Annotated in this window: 15 protein-coding genes; 2 read left to right on the top strand and 13 right to left on the bottom strand. The window is 27.5% G+C overall.

What is annotated here, in order from left to right; all coding sequences use genetic code 11:
- Positions 1–122 precede the first annotated feature (122 nt).
- Both GFJ41_RS06925 and GFJ41_RS06920 read left to right on the top strand, forming a co-directional pair.
- On the top strand, positions 123–842 hold the full coding sequence (locus GFJ41_RS06925; protein ID WP_170074954.1) for a response regulator transcription factor: 720 nt from the start codon (positions 123–125) through the stop codon (positions 840–842).
- Positions 811–2,421: a HAMP domain-containing sensor histidine kinase gene (locus GFJ41_RS06920; protein WP_170074953.1), complete on the top strand. Its 1,611-nt coding sequence runs from the start codon at positions 811–813 to the stop codon at positions 2,419–2,421. Before GFJ41_RS06925 ends, GFJ41_RS06920 begins: the two co-directional genes overlap by 32 nt.
- A 41-nt stretch (positions 2,422–2,462) precedes the next feature.
- Here GFJ41_RS06920 and GFJ41_RS06915 read toward each other — a convergent pair whose 3' ends face one another.
- From GFJ41_RS06915 to glyQ, 13 genes are all read right to left on the bottom strand, one after another.
- Complete coding sequence (locus tag GFJ41_RS06915) at positions 2,463–4,970, bottom strand: ABC transporter permease (protein ID WP_170074952.1); 2,508 nt, start codon at positions 4,968–4,970, stop codon at positions 2,463–2,465.
- Positions 4,971–4,978: 8 nt separating this feature from the next.
- Complete coding sequence (locus GFJ41_RS06910) at positions 4,979–5,641, bottom strand: ABC transporter ATP-binding protein (protein ID WP_170074951.1); 663 nt, start codon at positions 5,639–5,641, stop codon at positions 4,979–4,981.
- Between the two features lie 158 nt (positions 5,642–5,799).
- A complete protein-coding gene (locus tag GFJ41_RS06905) occupies positions 5,800–7,215 on the bottom strand; it encodes an ATP-binding protein (protein ID WP_170074950.1) in 1,416 nt (471 codons plus the stop codon).
- On the bottom strand, positions 7,209–7,919 hold the full coding sequence (locus tag GFJ41_RS06900; RefSeq protein ID WP_170074949.1) for a LytR/AlgR family response regulator transcription factor: 711 nt from the start codon (positions 7,917–7,919) through the stop codon (positions 7,209–7,211). Before GFJ41_RS06900 ends, GFJ41_RS06905 begins: the two co-directional genes overlap by 7 nt.
- Positions 7,920–8,068: 149 nt before the next feature.
- A complete protein-coding gene (locus GFJ41_RS06895) occupies positions 8,069–9,454 on the bottom strand; it encodes an MATE family efflux transporter (protein WP_170074948.1) in 1,386 nt (461 codons plus the stop codon).
- Positions 9,455–9,562: 108 nt separating this feature from the next.
- The gene (locus GFJ41_RS06890; RefSeq protein WP_035114480.1) at positions 9,563–10,477 is read right to left on the bottom strand and encodes a LysR family transcriptional regulator; all 915 of its coding nucleotides are present in this window, start codon (positions 10,475–10,477) and stop codon (positions 9,563–9,565) included.
- A gap of 67 nt (positions 10,478–10,544) precedes the next feature.
- Positions 10,545–10,793, bottom strand: coding sequence for a zinc ribbon domain-containing protein (locus GFJ41_RS06885; RefSeq protein ID WP_021429910.1), 249 nt, complete (start codon positions 10,791–10,793; stop codon positions 10,545–10,547).
- 118 nt (positions 10,794–10,911) lie between these two features.
- Positions 10,912–11,736 (bottom strand): phosphate ABC transporter substrate-binding protein, encoded by an 825-nt coding sequence (locus tag GFJ41_RS06880; protein WP_021429835.1) that lies wholly within the window; start codon positions 11,734–11,736, stop codon positions 10,912–10,914.
- A gap of 261 nt (positions 11,737–11,997) precedes the next feature.
- Positions 11,998–14,619, bottom strand: a complete 2,622-nt coding sequence (ppdK, locus tag GFJ41_RS06875; protein WP_035114483.1) for a pyruvate, phosphate dikinase — start codon at positions 14,617–14,619, stop codon at positions 11,998–12,000.
- Between the two features lie 229 nt (positions 14,620–14,848).
- Positions 14,849–15,685 carry a pyruvate, water dikinase regulatory protein gene (locus GFJ41_RS06870; protein WP_021429804.1) on the bottom strand — a complete coding sequence of 279 codons (837 nt, stop codon included), beginning with the start codon at positions 15,683–15,685 and terminating at the stop codon, positions 14,849–14,851.
- An 11-nt stretch (positions 15,686–15,696) separates the two neighbouring features.
- Positions 15,697–16,338, bottom strand: a complete 642-nt coding sequence (ccpN, locus tag GFJ41_RS06865; protein WP_025161637.1) for a transcriptional regulator CcpN — start codon at positions 16,336–16,338, stop codon at positions 15,697–15,699.
- Positions 16,339–16,578: 240 nt separating this feature from the next.
- The gene (gene glyS / locus GFJ41_RS06860; RefSeq protein ID WP_035114486.1) at positions 16,579–18,645 is read right to left on the bottom strand and encodes a glycine--tRNA ligase subunit beta; all 2,067 of its coding nucleotides are present in this window, start codon (positions 18,643–18,645) and stop codon (positions 16,579–16,581) included.
- Positions 18,645–19,523, bottom strand: coding sequence for a glycine--tRNA ligase subunit alpha (gene glyQ / locus GFJ41_RS06855; protein ID WP_021429889.1), 879 nt, complete (start codon positions 19,521–19,523; stop codon positions 18,645–18,647). The genes glyS and glyQ overlap by 1 nt, the downstream gene beginning before the upstream one ends.
- Positions 19,524–19,531: the final 8 nt, after the last annotated feature.

Raw genomic sequence — 19,531 nt, 5'->3', positions numbered from 1 at the left:
ACTTCTTTATTCAATTGTAATAATTACAACTTTTCGTAATAAATTCTTAATAATTTAATCTTGTGTTTATAGATTTAATGCATAAAACTCTATGTTATAATAACTTCTGAAGGAGTGATTTTATGGGTGAAAATATATTAATAGTTGATGATGATAGAGAAATAGTTGATGCTATTGAATTTTATCTAAAACCAGAGGGGTTTAATATTTTAAAAGCATATGATGGATTGGAAGCTATTGAAAATTTAATAAATAGTAATATAGATTTAGTTATTATGGATGTTATGATGCCAAACATGGACGGACTTAAGGCTACTCTTAAAATTAGAGAAAATAACAATATTCCTATAATACTTTTATCTGCAAAAGATCAAGATATGGATAAAATCTTAGGATTAAACATGGGTGCTGATGATTATATAACTAAACCATTTAATCCATTAGAACTTATAGCTCGTGTTAAATCTCAACTTAGAAGATTTATAAACTTAAATACAATGGGTGAAAATACCCATATTTCTAGTTGTACTAATTCAATATTAAATAGTGGTGGGCTTTGCCTTAATAAAGATACAAAAGTAGTTACTTTAGATGGGGAAAATATTAAGGTTACTCCTATTGAATTTAAAATTTTAGAGTTTTTGCTTGAGAATAAAGGAATTGTTTTTTCTTCTAAGGATATTTATGAACATGTGTGGGAGGAAATAGCTTATAATTGTGAAAAAACTGTAGCTGTGCATATTAGAAGGATTAGAGAAAAGATAGAAATTAACTCAAAAGATCCTAAATATTTAAAGGTGGTGTGGGGAATTGGTTACAAAATCGAAAAAATTGCTTATTAATAATCCACTTTTAAAGTTTTTATCGTTATTTATACTTTTTATATCTTTATCGATATTATTTGAAGTTTGTTTTAATATAATGTTTAATTTTTTAGGTAACTCTACTACAGAATTTTTTCCTAAATATTATTTATTTGGACCAGTTTATGAACACTCTAAAATTGAGCTTTTAGGTATTCAAAAAGATATTGCTTTTATCACGTCTATTATATCTTTAGTCAGTTTCTTTGTTTATATTTTTAATATAAAAGCATCAGTTAAGTTAATAACTTCGTCAGTTAAATTAATAAACATGGCTTATATAGAAATCATTATAATTTGTGTAATATTTGTTTTTATGAGTAGGTACTTTGTTTGGAAGCGTACTATGGAATTTTATGATACAGATTTAGTTATAGCCAATATCATAATTTTATGGATGTTATATCTTTCGTGCATCAGTATTTTTTCTAATAAAAATACTATAAAATCTAGATTTATTTGCATGTACCTTATACGTGGATTTATTTCTAAAAATAAAAAAAACACATTAAGTAAAAAAATTTCTGCTTTATTTGTAATTACTACCTCCATTCAATTTATATTTGTTTTTCTAACAATGGTAGTTTCTCAATATTGGCCAATTTATGCATTAACACGAGCTTTGTACTTAAGCATTGCGAGCATGATTTGCTACTCATATATTTATAAAAAAATAGAAGAAAAGATTGATTATATAGAATATATAGAGCGAAATATTAAAGATATAGAAAAAGGTGATTTAGAGCATGAACTTGATATTATAGGTAATGATGAGTTAGCCTCTATTGCACAAAGTGTAAATAATATAAGCGATGGGTTAGATAAGGCTCTTGAAAGTCAATTAAAAGGCGAAAGAACCAAAACAGAACTTATAACAAATGTTAGTCATGATTTAAAAACTCCATTAACTTCAATTATTAGCTATATAGATATTTTAAAAAATAATGAACTAGATGAGCAAACAACTAAAACTTATATAAATATACTAGATAAAAAAGCTGCTAAACTTAAAACCCTTGTCGAAGATATATTCGAAGCGTCTAAAATAAGTAGTGGTGATATAGAACTTCATTTTGAAAAAACAGATATAAAAGAACTTTTAATACAAAGTATTGTTGAGCTTGACGATAAGATTGAAGCTTCTAATCTTGATTTTATAATTAATACCCCTGACTTCCCTGTATTTAGTAATATTGATGGAAAAAGAATGTTCAGGGTATTTGATAACTTGATTACTAATATAACAAAATACTCTTTGCCAAATACAAGAGTATATATTGATGTTTATACAAATTACGGATATGTTTTTATATCTATGAAAAATATATCTAATCATAAATTAAACATATCACCTAATGAGCTACTTGAAAGATTTGTTCGTGGAGATGTTTCAAGAAATACAAACGGAAGTGGACTTGGGCTTTCAATTGCTAGAAATTTAGTTGAAATGCAAGATGGATCTCTTGACCTAGATATTGATGGTGATTTGTTTAAAGTTACTTTAAAGTTTGAATTGCTTAATGATGGTGTTCAACTTGAAGAATGTAGCAATATATAAGTAAGGGTAGCATAATGCTACCCTTACTTATATATTATAATTTATTCTAAAGTTTTTATCTGTTCTATAAAATCTTCACCTTGAACATTTTTTAATGTTTTCAATGTAGTTATTATAATTATCGCACTTATAACTAGTAATATTAAAATTACAGCTATTATAAACTTCAAGTTGATTAATTGAATAGTTTCAAAAGATTTTATTATTATGTACCTTACTATCAAGGTAGGTATTATAGAAATAATAAAACCTACTACAATGTATATACAACTTTCTAGTACAACAATCTTTTTCACTTCATCTTTAGATATTCCTATACCTCTAAATAATGCAAATTCTCTACTTCTACTATTTATGCTAGTAACTATAGTATTACAACAGTTAAATAATGATAGTAAAACTATAACTCCAACAACTAAAGTCATAATCATAGCTTTTTGATTATCACTTTTTTCAATTCCAGCAGCTTCACTTTTATATGGAATTAAAATCCCTTTACCACTATTTTCGATTATTTTACTTAATTCACTTTCAATATTTTTTTGGCTTGAAAGCTTATTTGTCCATATATCAAACCTTTCATATGTAGAAATACCTGTAAATTTATTCATTTGATTAACGGACATAACTCCACTAATAGAAGTTCCTGCCTGTGCTGTTAATGGTAGATTTTTAATAATTCCTCCAATAATAAATTCTTTAGATTTAGTCTCTTTATAGTCACCGGTTTTTGAATCAGTTATATTGAAATTTATATTAACTTTATCTCCTTTTTTCAAATTAAGACCTTCACTAGCTATTTTATCTATATATATATATGGTTCTTTGTTTAATTTTTTTAAATTTTCTTTTCCGTCTATTAATACATCATCTAATATTTTTATATCTTCAATTCCTAAAAATTCAGTAGGATTATTATAAATTTTTTCTCCATTTTTAACTTCAGAATTTTGCTCTATATGCTTATTTGTTTTCCAATATTCAGATGTTTTGTTCATATGCTTATCATCTGTTTGTATTATAAAATGCTTATCTCTATATGCATTTACTTCTTTTATACCCTCTATATTTTTTATATATTTTAATGTAGTTTTGTCATAACTTTTTTCATTTTTAGTCACTGTATTTATATCTATATTGTGAAGTAAATACTCACCTGGTATCCACCATCTCAATCCTCCAGCATTTAAAAAGTTACTAGTTGATTTAGTATATACTGTGAACATTAAAAAGAATATTATTACCATTGATGTTATAGCTACATTCGTACGCTTTTTGTTTCTTTGTATATTTTTAGATGCTATGTTTCCATAATCTTTGTAAAATTTGTTCATAAATTTACTTATTATTGATTTTTGATTTATTTTAATTTTTTCATCATTTCTTCTTATACAAATCATAGGGTCTATTTTAGAGCATAGTCTAAGTGGTTTATATACAGATATTATTACAGTAAATATGCTAAGTAATGCTGATATTATATATGTACTCATATAATTTGGACTTTTTATTGAATTTGCATAATCAATGTTATATATTACTCCTATTACATAATCTCTAAATAAATTTGATATAACTTCTCCTAATAACAACCCTATTGGGATACTTATAATAGAATATATAAATATTTCTAATATCATAATTTTTGATACATCTATTGGTATAAACCCTAATGCCCTTAATATACCAAAATCCTTTGTTCTATTTGATACCAATATATAAAATATGTTGTATATAAGCAATATTGTAGTAAATGCTAGAACCATATTAATTATTATATATGGTATTTTTAAGCTCATGCTATCTGACATTGCTATTATTAACTTATTATTTAAGTTCATATAATCTTTATTTAAGTTTTCTTCTTTTACAAGTTTTTCCACTTGCTTAGGTATATTTTTTTCTTTTTTAAAAGTTAACATAACTTGGTCGTATTTATCTTTAACTGGTATATTTTTAATAGCACACTCTTCACTTATAGCTCCTATAGACATCCCTTGTTCTTTTAAAAGAGAGTCTGATTTTAAAATACCTACTATTTTGAAATCTTTTTTACCTGTATATAAAGTACTTCCATTTGCTTTAGGTTTCATATAATTTAATTTTATTGTTTGTCCTATTGGGTTTTTCATTTTCTTTTGATCTATATACCATGAATCTACTGCAATTTCATTTTCCTTAGTTGGTAACTTTCCTTCTTTTAATTCATAACATTTATTTATTTCTTGTGCTACCTTATCATCCCATAATATTTGTAATGTCTGAGCATGCCCAATATCATGAAGTCCTAAAAGCATAGATTTACCTACTTTATCTACTCTAGAGTTATTTTCTATATCTTTTACCTGCTTGTTAGTTGGATTCCAATACGAAACATTTTTTAACCCTAGTTCTTGTTTTGCCTGATTTATCATTATATTTCTTGCATCTTCACTTATTATATTCATTACTAAAAAAAGTGCGGTTGAAATTATAATACTTACAATTATTAATAATGAATTTTTCTTATTTTTCATAATATAACTTTTAACTACATCTATAAGTTTCATAATCTCACCTACTCCCTAATAAATCCATCTTCTATTTTTATAATTTTATCTGCATATTTAGCAATATCCATATTATGAGTTATCATTATTATCGTCTGATTATATTTTTTCTGCGATTCTTTTAAAAGATTTAATACTTCACTTTCTGTTTTTGTATCTAAATTTCCCGTAGGTTCATCTGCAAATATAATAGCAGGCTTATTTACAAGTGCCCTTCCTATTGCAACCCTTTGTTGTTGCCCCCCTGACAATTGATTTGGCAAATGATTTTTTCTTTCTTTTATATTAAGTAACTCCATCAATTCATTTACGTATCCATCATCTTTATTACTTGTATTTATAGTTGGTAATTTTATATTTTCTTCCACTGTTAAAACTGGTATCAAGTTATATGATTGAAATATTAATCCTATTTTTTCTTTACGAAGCAATGATCTTTCTTTTTCATTTAAAGAAGAAAGATTTATATTTTCTATAATTACATCTCCATATGTAGGGGTTTCAAGTCCTGCCATTATATGAAGAAGCGTACTTTTCCCACTCCCACTTTTACCTACTATTACAACAAACTCACCTTTGTTTATTTCTAAATTTATATGGCTTAATGCCTTTACCTCAGTTTCATTTTCTCCATACACCTTACTCAAATTTTTTATTTTTAAAATTGACATATTTACCTCCTAAAATCCCCATAAGTATTTTCATAAAAAATATATATTTTATTTAATCTTTTAACAATATAAAAGACATAACTGGGTATTTTTTAGATATAACTGGGCAAAAAAAGAACATCTAATTGTTTAGATGTTCTTTTTCCTTACTTTTATCACTATGCATTTTTTATGTATAAATTATTTTCATTAGGTTTTAAGGGTATACAAATATTTATTAAAAATCTAGTATTTAAATCATTCACTTCTAAATTTCCATTGTATTTTTCTATAGAATTTTTCATACTGCTTATCCCTATACCATGTAAAAACTTATCTTTTTTATTAGTTAAAATCTTACCACTTTTTAATTTAATTATATTATTTTTTGGATTTTCACATTTTATAATATATAAGCTTTTAACTATAGTTCCTTTTATGTTAATTTTCTTTGAAATACTGTTATCTTCTATATTTTCGCAAGCTTCTATGGCATTATCTATCATATTTGAAAATATACTACATACATCTGCTGAGTCTATAAAATTACATTCTTTAAAGTTTATATTAGCTATCAGATCTATTCCTTTGCTTTCACAAATACGTTTTTTATCATTTAATATAATATCTAAAATCATATTATTTGTATTAAATATAGAATTACACTCTTTAAGTTGGTTATTTATACTTTCTACATATTCATTTTTACCATATAGATTTTCTATACATATCATATGATTTTTCATATCATGATATAATTTTTTAACTTTCATTTGAGATTCTTGCATATTCAAATAATACTGATGCTGTAATTGTATATTTTCTTTTATACATTTATTTTCTGCCCTTAAGTTACTATCTTTTGAAACTCTTATTATTAACCACATGAAAAATATGTTTAAAATAAGTATACTACTTGAAATTAATGCAATAACAAAATCTAAAGCAAAATCTGTTACTGATTGTGTTGTTTTATATATAGTGGCAAATATTAATATAGCACTAAGTAGATTTAATATTATTGAGAAAAATATATATTTGTATTGTTTATTATTTAAGTTAACTTTTAACTTTACAGTTTTAATTATTGTTACAATATATATAAGCAATAATTTCGTTAGTATATTTACTTCTAAGAAAATTAATTTTTCATATCTTAATGTGTAATACCATCCATATTCCATATCTATTAACCTATTACATAGTAAAGATAAAAAGGCATATATGATTTCATTGAGTAAACCTAAAAATAATATATAACTTATACTTATAAGAATTATTTTTTTAATCTCTATTTTATAGTTAATTTTTATAAATATACTTATTAACGTTGTAGATACTATTGATTTAGCAAATTTAACTACTACCATCCAAAAACTTGCCTCTTCAATTGTCCAATTAGATTTCAATATTATAATCATTGCAATAACTTCACATATAGAAGTTAATATACTACAAATAATTAAGCTGTTTATTATATTTTTTTTATTACTTTTTAACTCTACAAATTCATTTAATAATACACTTAAAGTTGTTAATTCTATAGCAGAAGATATAAATATAATTAATATGTAAATAAAATTATTCTCTAACATATTATTGACCCCAACATATTTGTTAATTTAGTTTTTAAATTGCTCATTCTGTGTTTGCTAACAGGTATCTCTTCATTTTTTATCATAACATTATCTTTTCCTATAAAATCAACATGTTCCATATTTATTAAATAACTCTTATGACATCTAAAAAAATTATGTACTAATAGCTCTTTTTCTAAATTCTTAATCCTATTTTTAATATTGTAATCTCTCTCTAAGGTGTGAATTGTTATATCTTTTTTTATAATTTCTATATATGTAATATTTTTAATAGATACTTTATGCTTGCTTCCATTTTCCTCTACAATCATAAAGTTATCTCTTTTGTTTATAATATCTGATATGCAGCTTAAAATATTTTCTTTTAAATCTTCATGTTCTATTGGCTTTAATAAGTATCTGTATGCTCTTACCTTATACCCCTCTTGTACGTACTCAATTAGTGAAGTTATAAAAATTATTTCTGAAACACTATTTTTTTCTCTAATTTTTTTTGCAACATCCATACCTGTTATTTCATCCATTTGTATATCTAGAAAAAATATATCTATATCTTCAATTCCAGAGCTTAAAAGTTCTTCTCCTGATTTAAATTCAAATATCTCAACCTTATTCGAAATTTCATCGAATATATTAAATATCGAATTATATAAATTACTTCTTTGTGACTCATCATCTTCACAAATAACTATTCTATACAATAAAATCTCCCCTATCTTATATATCTTTTCAATTAACTCATATATATATTACCATATTTTTACATAACTTATATTCAATATAATTTAAAGCACAAAAAAACAAATGAGGTAATATAAAATTACGTCATTTGTTTCTTATTATTTAAAGTTTAATTAGATAAACATGTATTTTCACTTGTTTTCCCTGCTACCATGTTTTTTAAGTCTTTATTTGTCTTGTGAGCATAAAATGCAGTTAATATTACCGTAAACAAATCTGCTACTGCCTGAGTAAGTAATACCCCATCAACACCAATTAATTTTGGTAATATTATAATTGCGGGTAAGAAAAATATACCTTGTCTAGCTGTTCCTACAATTAAAGCTTCTTTTGGCATACCTAATGATTGATATAACACTGCATATAATTGTGTAAATCCTAATAGTGGGTATAGTAAAAGTGTATATCTTAATGTTTTAGCACCTACCTCGATAACTGCTGGGTCATTACTAAATAAATTAATAGCAGTTGGTGCAAATATCATTAAAACTATAGTTGCTAATGTTGAAAATATAGTTGTTCTCTTAATAGATATATTTATTGCTTTTCTTAATTTTTCATAATTTCCTGCTCCATAATTATAACTTGCAATAGGTTGGAATCCTTGATTATATCCTATAACAACAAACATAACTAATGAAGATAGTTTTAAAGCTATTCCAAATGATGCTATTAACTCATTTCCATATGGTTTTGATGCTATATTTAAAAGTCCCATCGATATACTTATTAAAGCTTGAATTAAAAAAGTCGCAGTTCCAACAGAGATAATTTCTCCATATATACGCTTTGAAAATTTAAAGTTTTTTATACTTAACTTTAGATAACTTTTATTTGTTATATAATATGATAATAACAAAACTACTGATGCAAGTTGCCCTATTACTGTAGCTAAAGACGCTCCCACTACTCCCATATTAAATGTAAACATTAGTATTGGATCTAAAACTATATTTATTATAGCCCCTAATGCCACCGCTACTGCACTAAGTTTTGTATTTCCTTCTGACCTTATAATATTTGCAAGTGTTGGCATCATTATCGGTAAACAAGCTCCTATTGCAATAGGTTTTGCATAATCTATTGCATATGGCATTACACTGTCTGTTGCCCCTAATAATCTTAAAATTGGCTCTAGAAATATTAATATTAAAATAGTAAATATAATTCCTACTATTACTGATGATATTATAGCAGTTGATGCTACCTCGTCTGCACCGTCTTTATTCTTAGCCCCTAGAAGTCTTGCTATATAAGATGAAGCTCCTACTCCTATTAATTGACCCACTGCATTAATTAATATAAACAAAGGAAATATTACTGATACCGCAGCCATTGCTAACGTGTCATTTAACATACCTATAAATGCTGTATCTACTATATTATATATTGCACTTATTAAGCTGGCTATAATTCCTGGTATAGCAAATTTCCATATGAGTCTACCTATATTATCATCTTCCATTATCTTCGATTTATCTATAACTGTATCCATTTTATAAATCTCCTCCTTTGATAAAGCTATATTAATATACTATCAAATCTAGAGATTTATCGTTAATACATATATACTATTACTCGTTATAACTAAAACTTATAACAACTACATATTTCTCATATTTTCTAAAAGTATTTCTAAAAATAACTTTGCTTCATCTGAGAGTTCTTCTTTTCTTCTCTTAATCCACCCAACTGTAAAGTGAACACTATCATCTTCAAGTGGGATAGCCCTTATTCCACTAACATTTTCTATTTTATTAAACCCAGATGCTATTACATAGGCATCCGTTTCTAAAACAAACTGTGTTATAGTTTCTTTATCATTTAAATATATTGCTCTATCCTTATGCGAAAAACCTAATAAATCTAACTCTACACTATATGTAAGCGCGTTTATAGGCTCTTCTACTAAGTGTACACATATAAATTCATTTAACTCCTCTGGCTTTATAACATCATTATTATATAAAGGATTGTTCTTACCTATGTAAATATATATTTTGTCTTTACATATTGGGTTAAACTCCAAATCTCTATTTTCTAAAACGCCTTTAAATACCCTCTCCTGCATATTAGAAAGTGCTATTATCCCTATTTCAGACTTCATTGTAGATACATCTTCTATTATCTTCTCTTTATGAGTTTCTTTCAGTGAAATTTTAACTTTTTTATTATTAACTTTTTTATAAACCTCGCTCAATACAATTCCTAAAGTATACAACTTCATACTCGAAACTTCTAACTTAAACCCATTTTCTTGAGACAAGTCAGAGTATATTTTTTCTAAATTATCAATTTGATTTATTATATAAGTTGCATAAGTCAAAAAATCTTTACCTTCTTTTGTTAGTTTTACACCTCTATTAGTTCTATCAAATACTTTTATTTTAAATTCTTCTTCTAAATTTACTATTGCTTTACTTAAATTAGGTTGAGATATGAATAAGTTGCTTGCAGCTTGGTTCATAGATCCCGTTCTAGCTACTTCTATAAAATATCTTAGTTGGTTTATTTGCAATATATTACCTCCGTAAATATTATTTATATATACTATTTTAAACAAAAAAAGAGCTTTTAAAAAGCTCTTATTCCTCATCTGGAAAATTATTACTAAATCTCATTTTTGCTATTTTTAATATTTCATTTAAATTATACCCTTTTAACTTACATCCACACTTTGGACAATATTCTAATTTTTTAGAAACTAAAGCTCTACAACTAGCCTCAGGACATCTTACTTTCTCAGTTACTTTACCTACATCAAGACCACATCTTGGGCAAACTGTACCTGGTCTATTTGATACTTCCTTACCACATCTTGGACACTTGATCATTATTATCCCTCCTATAAAAATAAAAAGTTAATAATATATAGTATGGTAATAAGCTTGTTTATGTTATAGATTCAAATAAAAAACTCTTTCTAAATTTTTTAGAAAGAGTTTTTTTATATTATTTAAGTGTTATTAAACCTTCTTCTTCTACTACTTTTTGTCCATCTTCACTAGTTATATATTCCATAAACTTCTTACCATTTTCACTTAATTTATCTTCTTTGTATACTAGTAAGAATGGTCTTGATAATTTATATTTTCCACTCTTAGCATTTTCTGCTGTAGCATCTACTCCATCTAATTGAAGTGTATGTATGCTGTCATCTAAATAACTAAATGAAGTATATCCTATCGCATTTTCATTTCCAGCTACTGTTGATTTTATATTTCCGTTTCCATCACTTATTTGAGCTTCTTTTGTTAAATGAGTAGATTCAAATCCAACTATTTCTTGGAATGCATCTCTAGTTCCTGATCCATCTTCTCTTGAAACAACAACTATAGGAGCATCTTTTCCTCCAAGTTCTTTCCAGTTAGTTATTTTTCCAGTATATATTCCTTTTAATTGATCCATTGTAAGAGACTTAACTTCATTGTTTTTGTGAGTTATTATCCCGATTCCGTCTACTGCTATCTTGTCTTCTTTAAGTCCTGCTTGTTTTTCTTCACCTTTTAAATCTCTAGATGACATCCCTATTTCTGCTACGCCATTTATTGCATCTTTTATCCCTGCTGATGATCCTAATTGATTTATTTCTATAGATACTTTAGAGTCTACTGATTTGTAAGCTTCTGCTTCTTTTTCCATAAGTGGTCCTACTGAAGTTGATCCTGATACAGATACTTTACTTCCACCACCAGAATCCTTCGATCCACATCCTACAGCTAACGTTCCTACCATTATAGTACTCATTAGTAAAACTCCAATTTTCTTTTTAAACATAGGTAACCTCCACAAAGTTATAATTTTTATAATTACTTTATTATTTTTCCGACTTTATTGTCGTTTATTCCTTTATTTGAATTTTCTTTACATTTTTATAATAAAGTAACTATGTTAAATCCAAATTAGAGATATGTTAACTATTGGTAAACAACATTAAGAGAATGTAAAAATGAATATTACTTAAATAAAAAATATTTAGGTTAACATAATTTATGTAAAATAACAAAGGAATTGGGATATCCCAATTCCTTTAATTTACTATTTATTATTTTTTATAGCTGCTTGCGCTGCTGCAAGTCTAGCAATAGGTACTCTATATGGTGAACAAGATACATAATTTAATCCTGTTTTGTAGCAGAACTCTATAGAAGATGGTTCTCCTCCATGCTCTCCACATATACCTAATTTAAGGTTTGGCTTAACCCCTCTACCTAATTTAGCTGCCATTTGAACTAGTTTACCAACTCCATTTTGGTCTAATACTTGGAATGGATCTTTTTCAAGTATTTCACTATTTATATAGTCACCTAAGAACTTATTTGCATCATCTCTTGAGTATCCAAATGTCATTTGAGTTAAGTCATTTGTTCCAAAGCTAAAGAAATCAGCTTCAGTTGCTATTTCATCTGCAGTTAAACATGCTCTTGGAACCTCTATCATAGTTCCAACTGTATAGTCTACTTTAACTCCTGACTTATCAAGTTCTTCATTTATTACAGAAACTACATTTTCTTTTATAGTTTTTAATTCCTTAACTTCTCCTACTAAAGGTATCATTATTTCTGGATTAACTTCTACTCCACTATTTTTAGCCTCTATAGCTCCTTGTATTATAGCTTTTGCTTGCATCATAGCTATTTCAGGATAAGTTATTGCTAATCTACAACCTCTGTGTCCAAGCATTGGATTTAGTTCTTGTAAATCTACTATTCTCTTTCTTATTTCTTTAACTTCAAGTCCCATAGTTTTTGCTAAAGCTTCTATAGCTTCATCATCATGAGGTAAGAACTCATGTAGTGGTGGATCTAGTAATCTTATATTAACATGTCTTCCATCCATAACTTTGAATATTTCAGTAAAGTCTTCTCTTTGCATAGGTAATAATTTTTCAAGAGCAACTAATCTTTGCTCTAATGTTCTTGATAAAATCATTTCTCTAACAGCTGGTATTCTATCTTCATCAAAGAACATATGCTCAGTTCTACATAATCCTATTCCTTCTGCTCCAAAGTTTATAGCAACACTTGCATCTCTTGGAGTATCTGCATTAGTTCTTACTTGTAATGTTTTATACTTATCAACCCAGTTCATAAGTACTTCAAAGTTTCCTGTAAGAGCAACATCTGTCTTTTCTATTTCTCCTAAATAAACACATCCTGTTGATCCATCTAGAGATATATAATCTCCTTCTTTTATAACTAATCCATCTACAGTTATTTCTTTATAGTACTCATCTACTTTTATTTCTCCACATCCTGCAACACAACATTTACCCATGCCTCTAGCTACAACTGCCGCATGAGATGTCATACCACCTCTAGCTGTAAGTATTCCTTGTGCTACAACCATACCTTCTATATCTTCTGGTGATGTCTCTAATCTTACAAGTATAACTTCTTCTCCTTTTTCAGCTGCCTTTACAACATCATTTGCATTAAAGTATACTTTACCGCAACTAGCTCCTGGAGAAGCTGGTAATCCTTTAGCGATAAGCTTAGCATTTTTTAAAGATTTCTCTTCAAAGTTTGGATGTAGTAATTGATCTAATTGATTAGGTTCAATTCTCATTATAGCTTCTTTTTCATCTATTATTTTTTCTTCAACTAATTCAACTGCAATGTTTATAGCTGCTTTTGCAGTTCTTTTTCCATTTCTAGTTTGAAGTATATATAATTTTTCATTTTCTATAGTAAACTCTATATCTTGCATATCTTTATAATGATTTTCAAGTATATTAGTTATTTTTACAAATTCATCATATATAGCTGGCATAGCTTCTTTTAATGTATCTATGTCTTTTGGAGTTCTAATTCCTGCAACAACATCTTCACCTTGTGCATTTATTAAGTATTCTCCAAATAATTTATTTTCTCCAGTAGATGGGTTTCTTGTAAATGCAACTCCTGTTCCACTAGTCTCTCCCATGTTTCCAAATACCATTGATTGTATATTAACTGCAGTTCCTAAGTTATGAGGAATATCATTTAACTTACGGTAAATATTTGCTCTTGGATTGTTCCATGATTTAAATACTGCTTTTATAGCTAACATTAATTGCTCTTTTGGATCTTCTGGGAATATTTGTCTTAATTCTTTTTTGTATATCTTCTTGTATTCTTCAACTAATACTTTTAAATCTTCACTTGTAAGATCTGTATCAAATTTGTATCCTTTTTCTTCTTTTATTTTATCTAAAGCATTTTCAAATTTATACTTTGGAACTCCCATTGCAACATCTGAGAACATTTGTATAAATCTTCTATAACTGTCATATGCAAATCTTTCATTGTTAGTATTCTTAGCTATTGCCTTAACTGAAGTATCATTAAGACCTAAGTTTAATATAGTATCCATCATCCCTGGCATTGAGAAAACTGCACCAGAACGAACAGATAATAATAATGGATTTTCATTACATCCTAATTTTTTATTTAAAGATTTCTCTAGCTCTACTAATTTTTCTTCTATCTGTAAAACTATATCTTCTCTTATACTTTCATTATTTACGTAATAGTCATTACAAGCCTCTGTTGATATTGTAAAACCTGGAGGCACTGGTAAGCCTATCTTAGTCATCTCGGCTAAGTTAGCACCCTTACCACCTAAAAGACTCTTCATTTCCTTTGACCCCTCAGCAAAACTATAAACAAACTTACTCATTTAAAACTCCTCCTAGTATGTTTTTTATACAGATATACTGTACATTGTATTCAAGCATGATTAATTTGTTATCCTAAAATTTATTATTAAAGTAATAACTAAATTTCTTAGTTATTATTTTCAAAGTACTCGGTTAAACGTTTTTTTGTCACCTAACCCATTCCTTAAAAATCTTAATAAATAAGATTTATACTACACACCGAAAGTGATTCCGATGTGCACTAAAATCCTATTTATCGTTATCTCTAAATACTTTCAATCCATTTTCTTTCATTACATCCATTATGATTCCAGCTGTTTCTTCTATTGCTTTACTAGATACATCTATAACTGGGCATCCAACTTTTTTCATTATTTTATCTGAGTAATCTAACTCTTGAAGTATTCTATCAAATTTAGCGTAATTAGCATTACTTGATAATCCTAAAGCTTTTAATCTTTCTTGTCTTATTTGATTTAACTTTTCAGGCGTATTAGTAAGACCTATTATTTTCTTTTGATTTATTTCAAATACTTCCTTAGGTATTGGTATTTCTGGAACTAAAGGAACATTAGCTACCTTTATATTCTTATTTGCTAAGTACATACTTAGTGGTGTCTTAGATGTTCTTGATATTCCAAGTAATATTATATCAGCTTGTAATATGCCTCTAGGATCTTTTCCATCATCATATTTAACCGCAAATTCTATAGCTTCTACTCTTTTGAAGTAACTTTCATCTAACTTTCTTATAATTCCTGGTTCTCTTCTTGGCTTAACTCCTATTTTACTAGCAATTTGCTTTAATATTGGAGTCATTAAGTCTACACAACTTAAATTTTCCTTGCTACAGTAATCTTCAGTAAATGTTAAAAGTTCATTTTCAACTAATGTATATATAACTATTGCATTTTCTTCTTTAGCACTTTTTAATATTTCTTCTAAAAAATTAACTTCTACAACATATGGAAATCTTCTTATTTCATAGTCATCCTTTAATTGAAATTGAGATATTGCAGCTTTAGTAACTTGCTGAGCTGTTTCCCCTACTGAGTCTGATATTACATATATGACTAAATTATCCATATACTCCTCCTTTAATTATCCGCTATCTCTAAAAATAGTTTTGTTATGTTAGTTTTAGAAATTCTACCAACAACCTTATTTATTATTGTATTATCCCTTTTTATTTCTTCTACAACAGGTATTGAATCTACTTCGTGTTCTATTATTCTCTTTGCTGCTAGTACAACAGTATCTTCACTTGTAACAGTTACAACATTAGGTGTTCTTGTCATTATCATACCTACAGGTATCTTGTTTATGTCTCCCCCACCTATAGTTGCTTTTAATAAATCTTTTCTTGATACTATTCCACATAGTTCTTTTTCATCATCTATTATGAATACACTTCCAACATCTGATAAAAATATGTTTACTATAGTATCATATACACTTGTGTCTTGTGTTACCATTATAGGCATACTCATTATGTCCGCTACAGTTTTGTTTTTTATTTTATCTCCTAGTAAGTTAACTTTATCTATTCCTGAATAAAAATACCCAACCTTAGGTCTAGCATCTAATACTCCAGTCATAGTAAGTATAGCTAAATCAGACCTTAATGTAGCTCTAGTCACATTAAGTTTGGCTGCTATGCATTCACTTGTTATAGGTTCACTTTCTTTAACGATATCGATTATCTTTAGTTGTCTATTATTAAGTTGAATAATAATCACACTCCTCTTTATTGTGATACACTGTTTATCCGTTTTTATCTTATATAGTATATTATATATATTTTATATTGTGTTGTAAATACAGAAATTAAATTTATATATTTAATTTCTTATTTATTTAATTACAGTTTTAACCATAGGGTCCTTTTTTATCCCACTTTAGGTAAAATTTACCCTATAATCTACTTTTATTAAAGATTTAAATAACCGAGGAAAAATTCCCTCGGTTATTTTAACAGACTATTTGTACACTATCTTTGATAGGTCACAAATATTTAACATTATGTCATATATTTGTTTTAATATGGCTAATCTGTTGTTCTTTATAGCCTCGTCCTTGTCCATTATCATTACTGAGTCAAACATATTATCTATTGCTGGTCTTAACGATGCGAATGCATCAAGAGCTTTTGTATATTCTTTATTAGCTAATAAGTGCTCAACATTTGAACTTATTTCTTGGAATTGTTGATATAAATTAAATTCTGCTTCTTCTCTCATTAAGTTTATATTAACTTCATTAGTTTCAGCTTTCTCTGCTAAAGTAGCAACTCTGTTGAATGCTGTTAACATTTCAACTAACTCACCTTTATCTATCCAAGAGTTTAAAGCCTTAGCTCTAGCATACATATCAGCTATATCATCTATATTAGAACTTAATATAGCGTCTATAACATCATATCTTATGCCTAAATCTCTAAATAAATTCTTTATTCTATCTTTGAAGAATTCCATTATTTGATTTAGAACTTCATCTTTATCAAACTCTATAAATGAATAATTATCAAGAGTTAATAATACAAGTTCTCTTAAACTTATATCTAAGTTGTTATCCATTAATATATTTATTATACCTAATGCTTGTCTTCTTAAAGCATATGGATCTTGTGATCCTGTTGGTTGTATTCCTATAGCAAAGAATCCTGCTATAGAATCTAATTTATCTGCTATAGATAAAACTATTCCAGATTTAGTAGCCGGAAGTATATCTCCTGCAAATCTAGGTAAATAATGCTCAAATATAGCTTCTGCTACATTTTCATTTTCACCACTTACTTTTGCATATTCTCTTCCCATTACACCTTGAAGTTCAGTAAATTCAAATACCATACCTGTAACTAAGTCTGCCTTGCATAATTTAGCTGCACGAAGTGTATCTTCTTTTATATCTGTTTCATTTAATTTTTCTAATATATCATTAGCTAATTTTTCTATTCTTAAAGATTTATCATAAACTGTACCAAGTTTAGCTTGGAATACAACAGTTTTTAATTTTTCTATGTAGCTTTCTAAAGACTTCTTAGTATCTTCTTTATAGAAGAATAATGCATCTGCAAGTCTAGCTTCTAATACTTTTTCATTACCTTTTTTAACGTTATCAATTCTATGGCTATCTCCATTTCTAACAGCTATAAAGTTTGGAAGTAATTTTCCATCCTTTAAAACAGGGAAATATCTTTGATGTTGTTTCATTGGTGTTATTACAACTTCCTTTGGAAGTTTAGCATAATCTTCATCAAATTCTCCATAGAATGCAGTTGGATACTCTACTAAATGAGTTACTTCTTCAAGTAATTCTTCATCAAACTCTATTTCTCCACCTAAAGATTTAGCAACATCGTCACATTGTTTCTTTATTAATTCTTTTCTTTCGTCTTGATTTAATATTACAAAGTTCTCTTCTAATTTAGTTAAGTATTCATTTAAAGTATTTACTTCAAATTCACTTTCTCCTAAGAATCTATGTCCTTTAGTAGTATTAGATGATACTATTCCTTCTAACTCTATATCAAGTACAGAATCATTTAATATACAAACCATCCATCTTATCGGTCTTATAAATCTCATGTTCTTTCCACCCCAACGCATAGCCTTAGGGAACGTCATAGATTTTATAGCTTCAGGAAGTATGCTTTTTAAAACTTTACTAGTTAATTGTCCATCTTGCTTTATTTTACCGAAAGCATATTCTTCTTTTCCAACTTGTTTAAAGTATAAGTCTTCTTCTTTTATACCTTTGCTCTTCATAAATCCTAAAAGAGGTTTAGTATAGTTGCCTTCAGCATCAACCGCTATTCTCTTAGCTGGTCCTTTTACTTCTTCTTCTAAATCTGATTGTTTTTCACATATATTATTAACTATAACAGTTAATCTTCTTGGTGTAGAATATACATTAACTTCATCAAAAGTTATTCTATTTTCATTAAAAGATTTAACTATGTTAGTTTTTAATTGGTCCATTGCTGAATTTACATATCTTGCAGGTAATTCCTCAACACCTATTTCAAATAAAAGGTAATTTTTCATTATTTGTCACCTTCCTTTAAAAGTGGATATCCCATTTCTTTTCTTAACTCTACATAAGCCTTAGCTACTGTTCTAGCCATATTTCTAACTCTACTTATAAATGAAGCTCTTTGACTTACACCTATAGCTCCTCTTGCATCTAGAGTATTGAATGTGTGCGAACATTTTAACACATAATCATATGCTGGAGTTATTAATCCTTTTTCCATAAGTCTTAATGCTTCTTTTTCATATACATCAAATAAGTTAAATAACATATCTGCATCACACTCTTCAAATGCGTATACAGAGTTTTCATATTCAGCTCTATTGAATACTTCTCCATATGTTATTTCATCATTCCATTTTAAATCGTATACACTTTCAACTTCTTGAAGGTACATAGCTAGTCTTTCTAAACCATATGTAATTTCTCCTGTTTCAAGCTCACACTCGATTCCACCAACTTGTTGGAAGTAAGTAAACTGTGTTATTTCCATACCGTCTAACCAAACTTCCCAACCAAGACCCCATGCTCCAACAGCAGTTGCTTCCCAGTTATCTTCAACAAATCTTATATCGTGTGCTTTTGTATCTATTCCTATAGCTTCTAAACTTCCTAAGTATAACTCTTGTATATTATCTGGAGATGGTTTTAAGATAACTTGGAATTGGTGATGTTGATATAATCTATTTGGGTTCTCACCGTATCTTCCATCTGCCGGTCTTCTAGATGGTTCTACATAACATACTTTCCAAGGTTCTGGTCCTAAAGATCTTAAGAATGTATTTGGGTTCATTGTTCCTGCACCTTTTTCTACGTCATAAGGTTGCATCATTATACATCCTTGCTTAGCCCAATAATCTTGTAATGTTAGTATCATATTTTGAAAATTCATACGAATAC

The organism is Paraclostridium dentum, from assembly GCF_012922555.1.
GTDB lineage: Bacteria > Bacillota > Clostridia > Peptostreptococcales > Peptostreptococcaceae > Paraclostridium > Paraclostridium dentum.
The sequence above is the reverse complement of the archived record's forward strand: the minus strand, read 5'-3'. Positions and strand labels throughout refer to the sequence as shown.